Below are 15,811 nucleotides of genomic sequence, written 5' to 3'. Positions count from 1 at the left end.
CATGAAGATCCACAAGTACGACACCGTCATCGTCGGCGCCGGCGGCGCGGGCATGCGCGCCGCCATCGAGTCGACGAAGCGCAGCCGCACCGCCGTGCTGACCAAGCTCTACCCCACCCGCTCCCACACGGGCGCCGCGCAGGGCGGTATGGCCGCCGCGCTGGCCAACGTGGAGGAGGACAACTGGGAGTGGCACACCTTCGACACGGTCAAGGGCGGTGACTACCTGGTCGACCAGGACGCCGCCGAGATCCTGGCGAAGGAGGCCATCGACTCCGTCCTCGACCTGGAGAAGATGGGCCTGCCGTTCAACCGCACCCCGAACGGCACCATCGACCAGCGCCGCTTCGGCGGCCACAGCCGTAACCACGGCGAGGCCCCGGTCCGCCGGTCCTGCTACGCGGCGGACCGCACCGGCCACATGATCCTCCAGACGCTCTACCAGAACTGCGTCAAGGAGGGCGTGGAGTTCTTCAACGAGTTCTACGTCCTGGACCAGCTGATCACCGAGGTCGACGGCGTCAAGAAGTCGGCGGGCGTCGTGGCGTACGAACTCGCCACCGGAGAGATCCACGTCTTCCAGGCGAAGGCCGTGATCTACGCGTCCGGCGGCTGCGGCAAGTTCTTCAAGGTGACGTCGAACGCGCACACGCTGACCGGCGACGGCCAGGCCGCCGTCTACCGTCGCGGACTGCCGCTGGAGGACATGGAGTTCTTCCAGTTCCACCCGACCGGCATCTGGCGCATGGGCATCCTGCTGACGGAGGGCGCCCGCGGTGAGGGCGGCATCCTCCGCAACAAGGACGGCGAGCGCTTCATGGAGAAGTACGCGCCGGTCATGAAGGACCTCGCGTCCCGTGACGTCGTCTCCCGCTCCATCTACACGGAGATCCGCGAGGGCCGCGGCTGCGGTCCCGAGGGCGACCACGTCTTCCTGGACCTCACGCACCTCCCGCCGGAGCAGCTGGACGCCAAGCTGCCCGACATCACCGAGTTCGCGCGTACGTACCTGGGCATCGAGCCGTACACGGACCCGATCCCGATCCAGCCCACCGCGCACTACGCGATGGGCGGCATCCCGACGAACGTCGAGGGTGAGGTCCTGGCCGACAACACCACGGTCGTCCCGGGCCTGTACGCGGCCGGCGAGGTCGCCTGCGTGTCCGTGCACGGCGCCAACCGCCTCGGCACGAACTCGCTCCTGGACATCAACGTCTTCGGCAAGCGGGCCGGCATCGCGGCGGCGGAGTACAGCCAGAAGGCGGACTTCGTCGAGCTGCCGGAGGACCCGGCGGAGCTCGTGATCGAGCAGGTGGAGCGGCTGCGCTCCTCCACCGGCACCGAGCGGGTGGCGACGCTCCGCAAGGAGCTGCAGGAGACCATGGACGCCAACGTCATGGTGTTCCGCACGGAGCAGACGATCAAGACGGCGGTGGAGAAGATCGCGGAGCTGCGCGAGCGCTACCGGAACGTCTCGATCCAGGACAAGGGCAAGCGGTTCAACACCGACCTGCTGGAGGCCATCGAGCTGGGCAACCTGCTCGACCTCGCCGAGGTCATGGCCGTGTCGGCGCTGGCCCGCAAGGAGTCCCGCGGCGGTCACTACCGCGAGGACTACCCGAACCGCGACGACGTCAACTTCATGCGTCACACCATGGCGTACCGCGAGGTGGGCGACGACGGCAGCGAGACCGTCCGCCTGGACTACAAGCCGGTCGTCCAGACCCGCTACCAGCCGATGGAGCGTAAGTACTGATGGCTACCCCCGTTATGGACAAGGTGGAGGCAGAGTCCGCCGCGTCCCCCTACATCACGGTCACCTTCCGGGTCCGCCGCTTCAACCCGGAGGTCTCGGCCGAGGCGACCTGGGAAGACTTCCAGCTGGAGATCGACCCGAAGGAGCGTGTCCTCGACGGTCTGCACAAGATCAAGTGGGACGTCGACGGCACGCTGACCTTCCGCCGCTCCTGCGCCCACGGCATCTGCGGCTCGGACGCGATGAGGATCAACGGCAAGAACCGTCTTGCCTGCAAGACCCTCATCAAGGACATCAACCCCGAGAAGCCGATCACGGTCGAGCCCATCAAGGGCCTGACGGTCCTGAAGGACCTGGTCGTGGACATGGAGCCGTTCTTCCAGGCGTACCGGGACGTCATGCCCTTCCTCATCACGAAGGACACGAACGAGCCCACGCGTGAGCGCCTGCAGACGGCCGAGGACCGCGAGCGCTTCGACGACACGACGAAGTGCATCCTCTGCGCGGCCTGCACGTCCTCGTGCCCGGTGTTCTGGAACGACGGCCAGTACTTCGGCCCGGCCGCCATCGTCAACGCGCACCGCTTCATCTTCGACTCGCGCGACGAGGCAGGCGAGCAGCGCCTGGAGATCCTGAACGACAAGGACGGCGTCTGGCGCTGCCGCACGACCTTCAACTGCACGGACGCCTGCCCGCGCGGTATCGAGGTCACGAAGGCGATCGCCGAAGTGAAGAAGGCACTGATCACGCGCCGCTTCTGAGGTCGTGTCCGGTACGGCTTTCCGTACGGCTGTGAGGGCCCCGTTTCCGGTGGGAGCGGGGCCCTCTGGCGTGCGGACACCCGTTTGAGTGGACGTGATCGTTAAGGACATACCGGCGCTGCCCGACCTACGATGATGCTCTCGGCACCACCCACAGGAGGCACCGATGTCCACAGCAGCCGTCGAGCAGCCGCACGATGACATCTCGCTGACGGCCCTGGCCGAAGAGATCATGGAACGCCATCCGGGGTATCGCGTCGAGATCATCGGAGGCCAGATCCTCGTGACCCCGTCCCCGGACGCTGCCCACGCCTGGGCTCTGACCACCCTTGTACTGCCCTTCGCCATGGCCGGGCTCCACGGAGGCGATACAGCAGTCCTCCAGAATGTCAGCATCTGGCTGCCCGACGCTCCCGAGGACTTCGCTACCCCCGACCTCTGCATCGTCGACGCGGACATCGACGACCACCACATCGAGCGCAACTGCTACGACTCCATCGCCTTCCGAATGGTCCTGGAAGTCACCTCCAGCAATTGGAAGACCGACCTGCACACCAAGGTCGGCGCCTACGCCGACGCCGACGTTCCCGTCTACGTGATCGTCGACCGCAAGCACCAGCGTCTGCACGTCCTCACCGACCCTGCGGACGACGAGTACACGACCCACCGCTTGTACTCCCCTGGTGAGATGGTCATCCTGCCCGATTGCATTGGCGCACAGGTCAAGCTCGATGTCGCGGAGATCCTGAAGGCGGGCCAGCCGAAAAGTAGTTGAGAGGTCAAGGGATCGAGACACGCAACGCACCTCCCCCAGCCAACTCCCCCGCGGCGTCTGTTACTTGTGTGACTCCAGTTGCACACTGCCCCCATGGCCCTCCTGAGGAAAGCCGCAGCCGCACTCTCGGCCGCAGCGGCCGTACTGCTCTCGACGTCCCCCACTGCCTCCGCAGCCCCCACCTCCTACGGAACGCTGGCCCGGGAAAGCTTCGACCGCCTCCCCCTCGGCCCCGTCTCCGAGGGACGCGACTGGACCGCCGACACGTCCAACGGCACCCTGACCGTCGCCCCCAGCAGCACCGGCCCCGGCCGCGAACTCCGCCTCCACACCGAGGGCAACGGCCGCGCCTTCCTCGTCTTCCCCGACCTGACCGCCCCCGGCAACAGCTACTGGGCCCGCCTGCGCCTGCGCGTCGACGCCTTCCCCACCGCCCCCGACTGGGCCCACTGGACCATCGCCGAGGCATCCGGCTCGGACTCCCCCACGCTGGTCCGGCCCCTGGGCGGCCAGTACGCCCCCACCGACCACGGCAACTTCTGGGGCGTCGGCTCCGACCTCGGCCCCACGGGTGACTGGACGTCCTGGAAGACCTCCGCACCGGCCACCGCCGGCACATGGCAGTGCGTGGAGTTCCACCTGGACGCCGCCGACAACCGCGTCACGGTCTACTTCGACGGCGTCGAGCAGCCCGACCTCACCGTCTCCACGAACCAGCACGGCGGCACGTCGGCGCCCTTCACCTTCCCGGCCTTCGACAGGCTGAAGCTGGGCTGGCAGCTCTACCAGGCCGATCCGACGCCGTCGTCGTACGACATCCGAATGGACGACATCGCGGTGAGCACGCGCAGGGTGGCCGGCTGCTGAGGCGGGCGCCGGCGCCGACTGTCGGACCTGGCCCGGGGTGACAATCACGGGCTTCGGCCCATCATCCCCTTATTCTGACGGCATGTCAGATGACGAGTCGTACGAACTGCTCGGGTTCGACAACGTGCTGCTGCCGGTCGGCGACCTCGGCGAGGCCGTCCGGTTCTACGAGCGGGCCGGGTTCGCGGTCGGGTTCCGGCTCGACGAGGCCGGGATCGCGCTGCTGAAGGTCGGGGGCGAGACGCCGGGCATCCTGCTGCGACAGGAGGAGGAGTTGAGGCATCGGACGCCGCCGTGGCCCTCCCCGCGCGTATGGCTGGAGGTGCCGGACGCGCGGGCGGCGGCGCGGGCGTTGACCGGCGCGGGCGTCGTGCCGCTCGACGAGCCGTTCTCGGTGGCCACCGGCTGGACCGTCGAGATGGCCGACCCCTGGGGGAACGTCATCGGGTTCACGGACTACTCCAAGCGGCCGGAGCTCGGGCGCCGGCCATGAAGCGGGCGTGGTGCAGGCAGTGCGATACAGGCCCGGAGGCGTGACCGAGGCGTGACGCAGGCCTCATCCCATCGAGTTGAACATGTTCAAAGCCGGGGACTAGAGTCTTTCCCGTCAGCATTTTGAACGTGTTCAGAAGGGGGAGGCAATGGACCGCACGGTCATCGCCTACGTCATCTACCTGGTCGTCAGCATCGCGCTGACCGTCTGGGTGGCCCGCACTCTCAGCCGCAACGGACGGATCTTCCTCGCCGACGTACTGCGCGGGAACGAGAAGCTCGCCGACGCCGTGAACCACCTTCTGGTGGTCGGCTTCTACCTCGTCAACCTCGGCTTCGTCGCGCTGTACCTGAGCGACGACGGAACCGTCCTCGACACCCGCGGCATCTTCGAGGCCCTGTCGACCAAGCTCGGTGTGGTGCTGCTGGTGCTCGGCGTGATGCACCTGGGCAACGTCTACGTGCTCAACAAGATCCGGCGCCGCGGGGTGATGGAGCGGGAGCAGATGCCGCCGGTCACGCCGCAGGACTGGGTCGCTCCGTCGGCCGGGGCGTGACGGACGTGAACGACGTGGCCGGCGTGACGGACCACGCCGCCGCGGTCGGCGGGCCCCGCGCCTCGCGCCCCGGGCCCGCCGCCCCGGTCCGCCGACTGACCGTCCTCTACGACGCGCGGTGCTCCCTGTGCACCTTCCTGCGCGACTGGCTCGTACGGCAGCCCCAGTTGGTGCCGCTGGATCTGGTGCCGGCCGGATCGGACGAGGCACGCAGGCGCTACCCCGGCCTCGACCACGGCGCCACTCTCGAGGAGATCACCGTCGTCGGTGACGCCGGGCAGGTCTACCGGGGCACCGCCGCCTGGATCGTCACCCTGTGGGCCCTGCGGGAACACCGTCCGCTCGCACACCGCCTCAGCACCCCGTCGGGGGCACGCTTCGCCAAGGGGGCCGTACTCGCCGCCGCCAAGTGGCGCGGGGCGCAGTGGGGCGGGGCACAGCAGGACGGCGCGCGAGGGGGCGGGCGTGTCTACCGGCACGCGGACGGGTGGTCGTACGACCCGCATCAGGGCTGGACGTACACCCCGCCCGGCTGCGACAGCGGCACCTGCGCCACTGGGTGAGGCCGGGGCCAAGAGGGATCAACTCATCCTGAACAGCCCGATTTCGGACCCGGTTTTGGCATGCGCCCTTCCAAAACGCCGCGCGGGTTGGCACGCTGCCTCCCGGTTCTCCACTCCGCACTCGCATCGACTGTCTGTCAGCCGGACGACCCACCGGTCGCCCGGTCCCCCCATCGCAGAAGGAGTACGTGTGAGAGGCATACCCGGCGTCACCCGCATATCCCGCCCCCTCCTCGGCGCCCTGGCCGGCGTCACCGCGCTGCTCACCGCCGGTGCCCTGGCCACCCCCGCGAGCGCCGCACCGAGGCCCGGCACCTCGACCGCGGTCAGCACGGTCTCGGCCGGCGCGCAGCAACAGGCCCGCGACTTCTGGACGTCGGAGCGGATGCGCGAGGCGACCCCGCTCGACCTGGTCTCCGTCGACGGCAACCTCGACGGCGGCTCGGTGCCCCTCAAGGGTGCGGCGACCACCGTCGCGCCCAGCAGCCCGGTCACGGCGGTCGGCAAGGCCGTATCCGACATCGGCCTGCTGGCCTTCCCGAACACCGGCAGCCAGTGGTCCGGCGGCGGTGCGGTCGTCTCCACGGCGGGCCGCGTGTTCTTCAGCTACCAGGGGCGTACGGCGTCCTGTTCCGGCAACGCCGTCACCAGCGCCAACAAGAGCACCGTGATCACGGCCGGCCACTGCGTGAAGCTGGAGGGCGCCTGGCACACCAACTGGGTCTTCGTGCCCGGCTACCACGACGGACAGGCCCCCTACGGCCGCTGGACCGCGTCCAAGACCCTCTCCACACCGCAGTGGACGGCGAGCGAGGACATCAACTACGACGTCGGCGCGGCCGTCGTCGCCCCGCTGGACGGCAAGCTGCTCACGGATGTCGTAGGCGGGCAGGGGCTGGCCTTCAACACCGGCTACAACCTGCGCATGTACTCCTTCGGCTTCCCGGCCGCCGCTCCGTACGACGGCGAGAAGTTCATCTACTGCAGCGGTACCACCAACCGGGACTTCCTGCTCTCCGACGACCACGGCATGAACTGCAACATGACCGGCGGCTCCAGCGGCGGCCCCTGGTTCACGCAGTTCAACGAGTCCACGGGCACCGGCCTGCTGTCCTCGGTGAACAGCTTCAAGTACAACTTCCTGCCGAACCGGATGTACGGCCCGTACTTCGGCACCGACGCCCAGAACCTCTACCAGACCGCACAGACCTCCTGACCGCCGACCGAAACACCACTGGTTAGGCTCTCGTTCCGTGCCCTCGATGAACGACAGCCCTGAACAGGGCGACGCGCCCAGCAAGTCCGAGCAGACCCGTGCGCTGATCCTGGAGACCGCCATGCGGCTGTTCCAGGAGCGCGGCTACGACAAGACGACGATGCGGGCGATCGCCCAGGAGGCCGGGGTCTCCGTCGGCAACGCGTACTACTACTTCGAGGGCAAGGAACACCTGATCCAGGGCTTCTACGACCGGATCGCCACCGAGCACAAGGTGGCGATCCGGGAGGTCCTGGCCCGGGAGACCGACCTGGAGGCGCGGCTCGCCGGCGTCCTGCGGGCGTGGCTGGACATCGCCACGCCGTACCACGAGTTCGCGGTGCAGTTCTTCAAGAACGCCGCCGATCCCGCCAGTCCGCTCAGCCCCTTCTCCGCCGAGTCGGAGCACGCGCGCGTGGAGGCCATCGGCATCCATCGCCAGGTGCTGGCGGGCGCGACGAAGACCAAGGTGCCCGAGGAGCTCCGGGACGTCCTGCCCGAGATGATGTGGCTCGGCCAGATGGGGCTCGTCCTGTACTGGGTCTACGACCGGACCGAGGGGCGCCGGAACAGCTACCGGCTCGCCGAGCGAAGCGCCCGGCTGACCGCGCGGGGCGTCTCGCTGGCGCGGTTCCGGGTGCTGCGGCCGTTGGTGCGCGAGGTGCACGACCTGTTCACGGACTTCCTGCCGGGGATGACGAACGCGGTGCTGGATCCGGCGAAGAACAAGAAGGGGGCGCCCGCCGAGGACGAGCGCCCCTGAAACCTCGGTCAGTGGCGGTCAGTTGACGGCGTCCACCTCACCCTCGGCCAGCTCGACGTCGTACACCAGCGGCCCGTCCGTCACGTCCACCTGCCCCGCCCGGGAGCCGTACGAAGCAGCTGTCGTCGCCAGTAGATACGTCCCCGGCGCGGGCACCGAGACGATGTACGAGCCGTCGGCCAGGGACGTCACCCGGTCCAGCTGACGCCCGCCCTTCGTCAGCAGCGTCACCGCCGCGCCCTCGACCGGCCCGCCGTCGGCGGTGCGGATGAACCCGTGGACGACCGAGGCCCGGCCCTCCGCAAGCGGCTCCTCCTCGGCCACCGGCGGCTCCTCCTTCGGCTCGACCGCCAGATGCGGCAGCCGCGTCTCCAGCCAGTCCGGCAGCCACCAGTTCGACTTGCCGAGCATGTGCATCGCGGCCGGCACCAGGGCCGTACGCAGGATGAAGGCGTCCAGGGCGACGGCGGCCGCGAGGCCGATGCCCGCCATCGCGCCCTCCATGTCACCGCTCAGCACGAACGCGCTGAACACACAGATCATGATCAGCGCGGCGGAGTTGATGACCCGGCTGGTCTCCGCGAGGCCGACGCGCACCGCGCGCGCGTTGTCCTTCGTGTGCACCCACTCCTCGTGCATCCGGCTCACCAGGAACACCTGGTAGTCCATGGAGAGGCCGAAGAGCAGGGACAGCATGATCACCGGCAGGAAGGACGTGATCGGTCCTTCCTTGCCGACTCCGATGAGCTCGGTGCCCCAGCCCCACTGGAAGATCGCCACCAGGACGCCGAAGGACGCGGCGGCCGCGATGAGGTTCATCAGGGCGGCCGTCAGCGGCACCACCAGCGAGCGGAAGGCCACCAGCAGGAGCAGGAAGCCGAGCGCGATGATCGTCGCGACGAAGTACGGCAGCCGGTCGCCGGTCACCGACGCGAAGTCCTTGAAGACCGCCGTCACTCCGCCGACATGAGCCTCGGCCCCGGACTGCGGGATCACGTCGTCGCGCAGGCGGTCGATCAGCTGGTCCGTCTGCTCGGACTGGGGTGATGTGGTCGGGACCACCTGGATCACCGTGACGCCGTTCGCGGGCGGGAAGGCGGCCACCTGGGCGACGCCCTCGGTCGAGCGGATCGCGGTGACCAGGCTCTCCGGTGCGTCGCCGTCGACCACCACCTGGAGCGGGCCGTTGACGCCGGGCCCGAAGCCCTCGGCGAGCAGGTCGTAGGCCTGCCGGGTGGTGGTCGACTCCTGGTGGTTGCCCTGGTCGGTGGCGCCGAGGCGGATCGACAGGACGGGGATCGCGAGGACCGCCATGACGACGAGGGCCATCGCGGCGATCGGACGCGGGCGCCTTTGGACGTACGACGACCAGCGCGCCGCCAGTCCGCTCGCCTCCGCCGGCTCCGGTCCCGCCGCGGCGAGCCGGCGCCGCTGCCTGCGGCTGAGCACCCGCATGCCGAGCAGGCCGAGGAGGGCGGGCAGCAGGGTGATCGCGGCCAGCACGCTCAGGACGACGGTGAGCGAGGTCGCGATGACCACGCCGTCCAGGAACCGCATGTTCATCACCAGCATGCCGGCGAGCGCGATGCACACCGTGCCGCCCGCGAACAGCACCGCGCGGCCGGAGGTGTTGAGGGCGGTCACGGCCGCCTCCTCCGGCTTCATCCCGCGCAGGATGCCGCGCCGGTGCCGGGTGACGATGAACAGGGCGTAGTCGATGCCGACGCCGAGGCCGATCAACGAGCCGAGCAGCGGGGCCACTTCGGGCACGTCCGCGACATGGCTCATCAGCATCGTCGCGATCATGCCGGTGCCGACGCCCGCGACCGCCACGACGATCGGCAGCAGCATCGCGAAGAGCGAGCCGAAGGCGAGGAACAGCACGACCGCCGCCGCGAGGATGCCGACCGCCTCCGCCAGGCCCTGCGGCGGCTCCTGGGTGAGCGCGATCGCCTGGCCGCCCAGCTCGACCTGGAGTCCGTCGCGTTCGGCGGCCCGCGCCGTGTCGACGACGTCCTCGATCAGCTCCTTGGGGATGCCGTTCGCCTGCTCGGTGAAGGTGATCTGGGCGTAGGCGATCCGCCCGTCCCGGCCGATCTGCGCGGCTCCCTCGGCCGCGTACGGGTCGGTGACCTCACCGACCCCCTTCATGCGCCCGATCTCCTCGAGCGCGGGCTCGATCCGGGACCGTACGGACTCGTCCCGTACGGAACCGTCGTCCACCTTCCACACCACCGTGTCGGTGTCGCCCGCGCGCTCCGGGAAGGCCTTCTCCATCAGGTCGTACGCGGTCGCGGAGTCCGTGTCCGGGAGGGAGAAGACGTTCGCGTAGTTCGTGCCCGCGGCGGAACTCGCCGCGCCCAGGCCGAACAGTGCCCCCACCCACAGCAACAGGACCACCAGCCGGTGCCGATAGCACCACCGTGCCAATGTCGCCACGCTCAACGCTCCTTATTCGGTTCGGTCGGTCCCCCAGGTCCTGGGCAACAGGATTGGCGGTGGCACGCGCGTGTGGCAGGCGACGGCCATGACTCTCAAGGAACTCCAAAGCGCGAACCCGCCCGACTGTCAGTGGCCCCGCCGATACTGGGGACATGACGACGGGTTCTGGCACCGTGCTGGTCGTGGAGGACGAGGAGAGCATCGCCGACGTCCTTGCCATCGCCCTGCGCTACCACCGGTTCGAGGTGATGGTCGCGGGCACGGTCCGCGAGGCGCTCACCCTCGCCGAGCGCACCCGGCCCGACGTGGCGCTGCTCGACGTCATGCTGCCGGACGGCGACGGCCGGGCGCTGGGGCGTGAACTGCGTGAGCGGCGCCCGGACCTGGCGCTCGTCTTCCTCACCGCACGCGACTCGCCGGCCGAGATCGTGGGCGCGCTCGGCTTCGGCGACGACTACATCACCAAGCCGTTCAACATCGACGAGGTGGTCGCGAGGATCACGGCGGTACTGCGCCGCACCCGACCGGCCGACGTCCTGCCGCAGCGACCGCCGCTCAGATACGGCGACCTGGAGCTGGACGAGACGACGTACTCGGTGCGCCGCGCGGACCGCACGGTCGAACTCACCCCCACCGAGTACGCGTTGCTGCGCTTCCTGGTGCGCAACGGCGGCCGGATCGTGCCCAAGGAGCAACTCCTGCGCCATGTCTGGCAGTACGAGCACACCCCGCCCGAGTCGACCGTCGTGGAGACCTACATCAGCTATCTGCGGCGCAAGCTGGACGCCCTGGGACCGCCGGTGATCACCACACGGCGGGGCGTCGGATACGGGCTGGCATGAGGCTGCGGGGGTTGCGTGGGAGGCGCGGCGTCCACTCGCTGCGCGGCAAGCTGACGCTGGCCAACGTGGCGCTGCTGGCCGTCGGCATCGCCGTCGCCACCGCAGTCAGTCTGATGACCGCGCGGTTCTACCTGCTCGACAAGGTCGACACCGAACTGAAGAGCGCGCGCACCACGCTGGGGAACGCCGGGTTCAGCCTGCGACAGATCGAGTCGCTCAGCGAACTGGGCATCGCGCTGGACAGGTTCACCGGCGACGCAGCCACGGACACGGACCCGCTGCCGAGCCCGACGATGGTGTACGTCGCCGTCGACTCCGCGGGAAAGCCGGTGGCCCTGGGCCCGCTGAAGCCGACGCCCCGCCAGCATGCGCTCGCCGCCGCCGCGAAGGACCCGGTCGCTCTCGCCGCGGACGAGGAGCCGCGGGACGTACGGGTGGAGGGTGACCGTCACCGGGTGGTCGGCGCACGGTTGTCGGACGGGACGGTCGTGCTGATCGCCATGCCCACCGAGGGCCTGCACGAGGGCATGGGCAAGGCGCTCAGGATGGATCTCGCCGTCGGGACCCTGCTGCTGGCGCTGCTCGGCTGTCTGACGATGTTCAGCGTGCGCCGCCGGATGCAGCCGCTGGAGGACATGGTGGAGACCTCGTCCGCGATCGCCGAGGGCGATCTGACCCGGCGCGTCCCCTCCAGCCGAGAGGCCACCCTGGAGGTCGAACAGCTCCGGGTCGCCCTCAACTCCATGCTCCACCAAGTGGAGTCGGCGTACCGCACGCGCGAGCGCAGCGCGGCCCAGCTGCGCCGCTTCGTCGGTGACGCCTCGCACGAGCTGCGCACTCCGCTGTCCGCGATACGCGGCTACCTCCAGCTGTACGACAAGGGGATGCTGCCGGAACCGGCCGAGCGGAGGCGTGTCTGGGACCGGATGAACGGCGAGGTCGACCGCATGGGGCATCTCGTCGACGAGCTGCTCACCCTCGCCCGTCTCGACCAGCGGCCCGAACTCCGCTTCCGCAACGTCGACTTGAGCCGCCTGATGCGCGACGCCGCCGAGGACCTGCGGGTGCAGCAGCCCGAGCGGCCCCTCACGGTCGCCGCCGACGGCGCACTGCTGGTGCACGCGGACGAGTCGGGGCTGCGGCAGGTGCTGGGCAACCTGCTGAGCAACGTGCGCACGCACACGCCGGCCGATGTGCCGGTGCGGCTGGAGGTGGAGCGGGCGGACGGGGTCGTACGGCTGTGTGTCGAGGACCGGGGGCCGGGGCTGTGCGAGGAGGACGCGGCGCGCGTCTTCGACCGGTTCTTCCGGGCCGGCGGGGGCGCGGGCAGTGGGCTGGGGATGGCGATCGTGCAGGGGGTGGTGGAGGCGCACGGCGGGGAGGTCGCGGTGCGGACGGCGCCGGGTGAGGGCTTCGAGGTGACGGTGACCCTGCCCACGCCAGGGGCGCGGGGAGGTGCTCCCCGAGATCGCGTCAGCCTCGGGTGAGGCGCTTGAGCCAGGTGAAACGCTAGATCCAGGTGAGGCGCCAGAGCCGGAAGACACCGGTCCCGTCCGACAGATACTGGCCACCGCCGACGTCCTCATTGGAGACGACGTACTCCTTGGCCTGCCACAGCGGGATCACCGGGACGTCGTGGGCCACGGCCTCCTGCAGCGAGCGGAAGTCCCGGGTGGCCTCGCTGCGGTCGGCGTACTGCTGGCTGGAGGTGATCAGCCGGTCGACGGTCTTGTTGCTGTACCCGGTGTTCATGGTGCCGTCGGTGCCGACGAGCGGGCCCCCGTAGGTGTCCGGGTCGGGGAAGTCGGCGACCCAGCCGACGGCGTACGCGTCGAGCTTGCCGCCCGCCCAGCGCTTCTGGAAGTCGGTCCACTGGTAGCCCTTGACCGTCACCTTGAACAGGCCGCCCGTCTCCAGTTGCCGCTTGATCTCCGCGGCCTCCTCGGCTCCGGCGCCGCGGCCGGTGGCATAGCCGTAGGTGAAGCGGACGGGCAGGCTGACGCCGGCCTCGGTGAGCAGGGCGCGCGCCTTGGCGGTGCTGATCTTGGGATAGGTGTCGAAGAACGACGTCGTGTGGCCGGTGATGCCGGTCGGGATCAGTGAGTACAGCGGGTCGACGGTCCCCTTGTACACCGTGGCGGCCAGCTTCTCGCGGTCGATCAGCCAGGCCATGGCCTGCCGGACCCGGACGTCGTGCAGGGGCGAACCCGCGGTGTCGAAGTAGAGGTTGCGGATCTCGGAGCTGTCGGCCTCGGAGACGCGCTGGCCCGGGTCGGCGGCGTTCAGGCCTGCCAGGACCTCGGGTGGCAGCGTGCGGGTGGCGACATCGATCCGCTTCTCCTTCCAGGCGCTGTCGAGGGCGTCCGCGTCGGTGAAGTAGCGCAGTTCGACGGGACGGCCGGTGTCCTTGAGGGCGCCCTTGTAGTCGGAGTTGGGGGCGAGGACGGCCTTCTTGCCCTTCGTGTACGCGGTCAGGGTGTACGGGCCGGTGCCGTCGACAGCGTTGTCGTCGCGCAGCGCATCGGCCGGATACTTCTCGCGGTCCACGATGGCGCCCACCCCGGTGGCCACCTTGAGCGGGAACGTGGCGTCGGGCGAGGACAGATGGAAGGTGACCGTACGGCCGCTCGCGCCCACCGAGCCGAGGGTGGACAGCAGGGAGGACGGGCCGACGTCCGACTTGATCTGCTTGACGCGGTCGAAGGAGTACTTGACGTCCTCGGCGGTCATGGCGCGCCCGCTCGGGAAGGTGAGGCCCTCGCGCAGCTCGCAGCGGTAGGTCTTCAGGTCGCCGCCGTCGAAGCCGCAGCTCTGCGCCGCGTCCGGCACGGGTGTGACGCCGCCCGGCTCGAAGGTCAGCAGTGACTGGAAGACGTTGTTGAACAGCGCCCAGGAGCCGGCGTCATAGGCGCCGGCCGGATCGAGCGAGGTGACGGCGTCCGTCGTCCCGACCGTGATGGTCCTGTCCTCGTCCTGCTGCGACGGCAACAGCTGCCAGCCGCCTATCCCCACGGCCGCCAGCACGAGCAGCGTCGCGAGAATCCGCATGCGAACCGAACGCATGGGTGTGCCCTCTCCCCGGCCCTCTGAGGGCCCCACGTGAAGCAGTGAATTTGCGCCACTCCCCCAAGCGGCGCGCACACCTAATCACACGTGTTTCATCAGGGGGAAGAGGATTCTGACGACATGGGAAAGAACTTACCTACGGGCGTTTCCGGCAGGTTTCACAGGCTGTCCACAGAGGGAGTTGGCGGGGTGGCCATGGGTCCGCGCCTCGTCAGGCCTGACGGGACGCCAGCTCGATCACCGTGATGTCCGACGGGGCACCCACGCGCGTCGGCGGCCCCCAGGCACCCGCGCCCCGGCTGACGTACAGCTGGGTGTCGCCGTAGCGCTCCAGGCCGGCCAGGGTCGGGTTGGCCAGGCCCGCGATGAGGTTGCCGGGCCACATCTGGCCGCCGTGGGTGTGGCCGGAGAGCTGGAGGTCGACGCCGTGCTCGACGGCGTCGTGGATCTGGACCGGCTGGTGGGCGAGGAGCACGCACGCGCGTGCCGTGTCCCGGTCGCCGAGGGCCTTGGCGAAGTCAGGGCCCTGGCCCTCGCTCTCGCCCGCGACGTCATTGACGCCGGCCAGGTCGAAGTGGGGCAGCTCGGTGCGCGCGTTCTCCAGCGGGCGCAGGCCCAGGCGGCGCACCTCGTCCACCCACTGCTCGGCGCCCGAGAAGTACTCGTGGTTGCCGGTGACGAAGAACGAGCCATGTCTGGCCCGGAGTTGGGCGAGCGGGGCCGCCGCCGGGCCGAGGTCCTTCACGCTGCCGTCCACCAGGTCGCCGACCACCGCGATGAGGTCGGGCTGGGTGCCGTTGATGGTGTCGACGACCTTCTGGGCGAAGCCCCGGCCCAGGACCGGGCCCAGGTGGATGTCGCTGACCACCGCGATCCGGTAACCGTGCGCCGCGCGCGGGAGCTTGGCCAGCGGGACGGTGACCCGCTTCACCTGCGGACCGCGCAGCACGCCGTAGGTGCCGTAGCCGACGGTTCCCACGGCGGCGGCGGCCGCGGCGCCGGCGACGACTCGGGAGACGAAGAGGCGCCGGGTGGGGGCGGCCAGGGGGCGGGCGGGGTCCGTGGACTCCGGGGCGGAGGGCGGGATCGCGTCGCTCGCGGACGGCGGGGGCGGGTCGGTCGTGAGCGCAGAGGTCGTGGCGGTCGTGGGCGCCGAGTCCAGGTCGGTCGCGCGCGTCGCAGCCGGGCCGGTCGTATCCGCGGGGGCGGACGCGGGCGTGAGGGTCTGGGTCCCGGCCGACTTGGCGGCAGGCGTCGCGGCGGGTGCCGTGGCGAGCGCCGTGACCGCGGTCGCTCCCGCCGGCACGAGCACCGGCTGCTCCTGTGCGGCTTCCTTCCCGCGCGCCCGCCGTTCGAGCCACCGCCGCAGCAGCGGTCGTACGAGTTCACCCGCCACTACACCCAGCAGCAGGTATATCGACAGGGCCAGCCACATGAAGCCCGGCCAGGCCAGGATCTGCTGGAGCCGGAAGGGCGCGCCCGCGCGCTCGGCGACGAGGGCAGCGACCGTCAGCACCCAGCCGCCGGCGATCACCGCCACGCCCGCTCGGCGCACGAACCCGGGGCCGCGGGTCGTGTCGCGGAACAGGCGGCGCCACACCAGCCAGTTGCCCGCCACCAGGGCGGACAGCACGAGCAGTGCGACAAGCACGAAGACGATGACCACGCCGAC

14 protein-coding genes are annotated in these 15,811 nt (G+C 69.9%); 11 read left to right on the top strand and 3 right to left on the bottom strand.

Annotated features, from left to right (window positions below):
* The first annotated feature begins 1 nt into the window (after position 1).
* The 9 genes from sdhA to ACTMVF_RS21010 all read left to right on the top strand — a co-directional run bounded on the left by sdhA (position 2) and on the right by ACTMVF_RS21010 (position 7,789).
* Positions 2-1,756: a succinate dehydrogenase flavoprotein subunit gene (gene sdhA / locus ACTMVF_RS21050; protein ID WP_441272619.1), complete on the top strand. Its 1,755-nt coding sequence runs from the start codon at positions 2-4 to the stop codon at positions 1,754-1,756.
* Positions 1,756-2,517, top strand: coding sequence for a succinate dehydrogenase iron-sulfur subunit (locus ACTMVF_RS21045; RefSeq protein WP_128433296.1), 762 nt, complete (start codon positions 1,756-1,758; stop codon positions 2,515-2,517). Before sdhA ends, ACTMVF_RS21045 begins: the two co-directional genes overlap by 1 nt.
* A gap of 166 nt (positions 2,518-2,683) precedes the next feature.
* Entirely contained in the window at positions 2,684-3,292 is a 609-nt protein-coding gene (locus ACTMVF_RS21040) for a Uma2 family endonuclease (RefSeq protein WP_441272618.1), read from the top strand.
* 93 nt (positions 3,293-3,385) lie between these two features.
* Entirely contained in the window at positions 3,386-4,159 is a 774-nt protein-coding gene (locus ACTMVF_RS21035; protein ID WP_441272617.1) for a hypothetical protein, read from the top strand.
* A gap of 82 nt (positions 4,160-4,241) precedes the next feature.
* Positions 4,242-4,652, top strand: a complete 411-nt coding sequence (locus ACTMVF_RS21030) for a VOC family protein (protein ID WP_441272616.1) — start codon at positions 4,242-4,244, stop codon at positions 4,650-4,652.
* 148 nt (positions 4,653-4,800) lie between these two features.
* Positions 4,801-5,208, top strand: a complete 408-nt coding sequence (locus ACTMVF_RS21025) for a hypothetical protein (protein WP_301997416.1) — start codon at positions 4,801-4,803, stop codon at positions 5,206-5,208.
* Positions 5,209-5,231: 23 nt separating this feature from the next.
* On the top strand, positions 5,232-5,771 hold the full coding sequence (locus ACTMVF_RS21020; protein ID WP_441272806.1) for a thiol-disulfide oxidoreductase DCC family protein: 540 nt from the start codon (positions 5,232-5,234) through the stop codon (positions 5,769-5,771).
* 190 nt (positions 5,772-5,961) lie between these two features.
* On the top strand, positions 5,962-6,987 hold the full coding sequence (locus ACTMVF_RS21015) for a trypsin-like serine peptidase (protein ID WP_441272615.1): 1,026 nt from the start codon (positions 5,962-5,964) through the stop codon (positions 6,985-6,987).
* A 37-nt stretch (positions 6,988-7,024) separates the two neighbouring features.
* The gene (locus ACTMVF_RS21010; protein ID WP_441272614.1) at positions 7,025-7,789 is read left to right on the top strand and encodes a TetR/AcrR family transcriptional regulator; all 765 of its coding nucleotides are present in this window, start codon (positions 7,025-7,027) and stop codon (positions 7,787-7,789) included.
* A gap of 18 nt (positions 7,790-7,807) precedes the next feature.
* Here ACTMVF_RS21010 and ACTMVF_RS21005 read toward each other — a convergent pair whose 3' ends face one another.
* The gene (locus tag ACTMVF_RS21005) at positions 7,808-10,219 is read right to left on the bottom strand and encodes an MMPL family transporter (RefSeq protein ID WP_441272805.1); all 2,412 of its coding nucleotides are present in this window, start codon (positions 10,217-10,219) and stop codon (positions 7,808-7,810) included.
* Positions 10,220-10,383: 164 nt separating this feature from the next.
* Here ACTMVF_RS21005 and ACTMVF_RS21000 point away from each other — a divergent pair, with 164 nt between their 5' ends.
* Together ACTMVF_RS21000 and ACTMVF_RS20995 are read left to right on the top strand one after the other, a co-directional pair.
* The gene (locus ACTMVF_RS21000) at positions 10,384-11,073 is read left to right on the top strand and encodes a response regulator transcription factor (protein ID WP_441272613.1); all 690 of its coding nucleotides are present in this window, start codon (positions 10,384-10,386) and stop codon (positions 11,071-11,073) included.
* Positions 11,070-12,560: an ATP-binding protein gene (locus ACTMVF_RS20995; RefSeq protein WP_441272612.1), complete on the top strand. Its 1,491-nt coding sequence runs from the start codon at positions 11,070-11,072 to the stop codon at positions 12,558-12,560. The genes ACTMVF_RS21000 and ACTMVF_RS20995 overlap by 4 nt, the downstream gene beginning before the upstream one ends.
* Before the next feature lie 22 nt (positions 12,561-12,582).
* Here the strand turns inward: ACTMVF_RS20995 and ACTMVF_RS20990 are convergent, their stop codons facing one another.
* Both ACTMVF_RS20990 and ACTMVF_RS20985 read right to left on the bottom strand, forming a co-directional pair.
* On the bottom strand, positions 12,583-14,136 hold the full coding sequence (locus ACTMVF_RS20990; RefSeq protein ID WP_441272611.1) for an ABC transporter substrate-binding protein: 1,554 nt from the start codon (positions 14,134-14,136) through the stop codon (positions 12,583-12,585).
* A 214-nt stretch (positions 14,137-14,350) separates the two neighbouring features.
* A complete protein-coding gene (locus tag ACTMVF_RS20985; RefSeq protein ID WP_441272610.1) occupies positions 14,351-15,805 on the bottom strand; it encodes a metallophosphoesterase in 1,455 nt (484 codons plus the stop codon).
* Between the last annotated feature and the right edge of the window lie 6 nt (positions 15,806-15,811).

Origin of the sequence: Streptomyces sp. SD31 (assembly GCF_052068475.1) — a bacterium.
Classification (GTDB): domain Bacteria; phylum Actinomycetota; class Actinomycetes; order Streptomycetales; family Streptomycetaceae; genus Streptomyces.
Note: the sequence above shows the minus strand (reverse complement) of the source record. Positions and strands in the feature narration are given on the sequence as shown.

Coding starts and splice junctions, on each gene's coding strand:
- sdhA (WP_441272619.1), top strand. CDS start 2: ATGAAGATCCACAAGTACGACACCGTCATCGTCGGCGCCGGCGGCGCG.
- ACTMVF_RS21045 (WP_128433296.1), top strand. CDS start 1,756: ATGGCTACCCCCGTTATGGACAAGGTGGAGGCAGAGTCCGCCGCGTCC.
- ACTMVF_RS21040 (WP_441272618.1), top strand. CDS start 2,684: ATGTCCACAGCAGCCGTCGAGCAGCCGCACGATGACATCTCGCTGACG.
- ACTMVF_RS21035 (WP_441272617.1), top strand. CDS start 3,386: ATGGCCCTCCTGAGGAAAGCCGCAGCCGCACTCTCGGCCGCAGCGGCC.
- ACTMVF_RS21030 (WP_441272616.1), top strand. CDS start 4,242: ATGTCAGATGACGAGTCGTACGAACTGCTCGGGTTCGACAACGTGCTG.
- ACTMVF_RS21025 (WP_301997416.1), top strand. CDS start 4,801: ATGGACCGCACGGTCATCGCCTACGTCATCTACCTGGTCGTCAGCATC.
- ACTMVF_RS21000 (WP_441272613.1), top strand. CDS start 10,384: ATGACGACGGGTTCTGGCACCGTGCTGGTCGTGGAGGACGAGGAGAGC.
- ACTMVF_RS20995 (WP_441272612.1), top strand. CDS start 11,070: ATGAGGCTGCGGGGGTTGCGTGGGAGGCGCGGCGTCCACTCGCTGCGC.
- ACTMVF_RS20990 (WP_441272611.1), bottom strand. CDS start 14,136: ATGCGTTCGGTTCGCATGCGGATTCTCGCGACGCTGCTCGTGCTGGCG.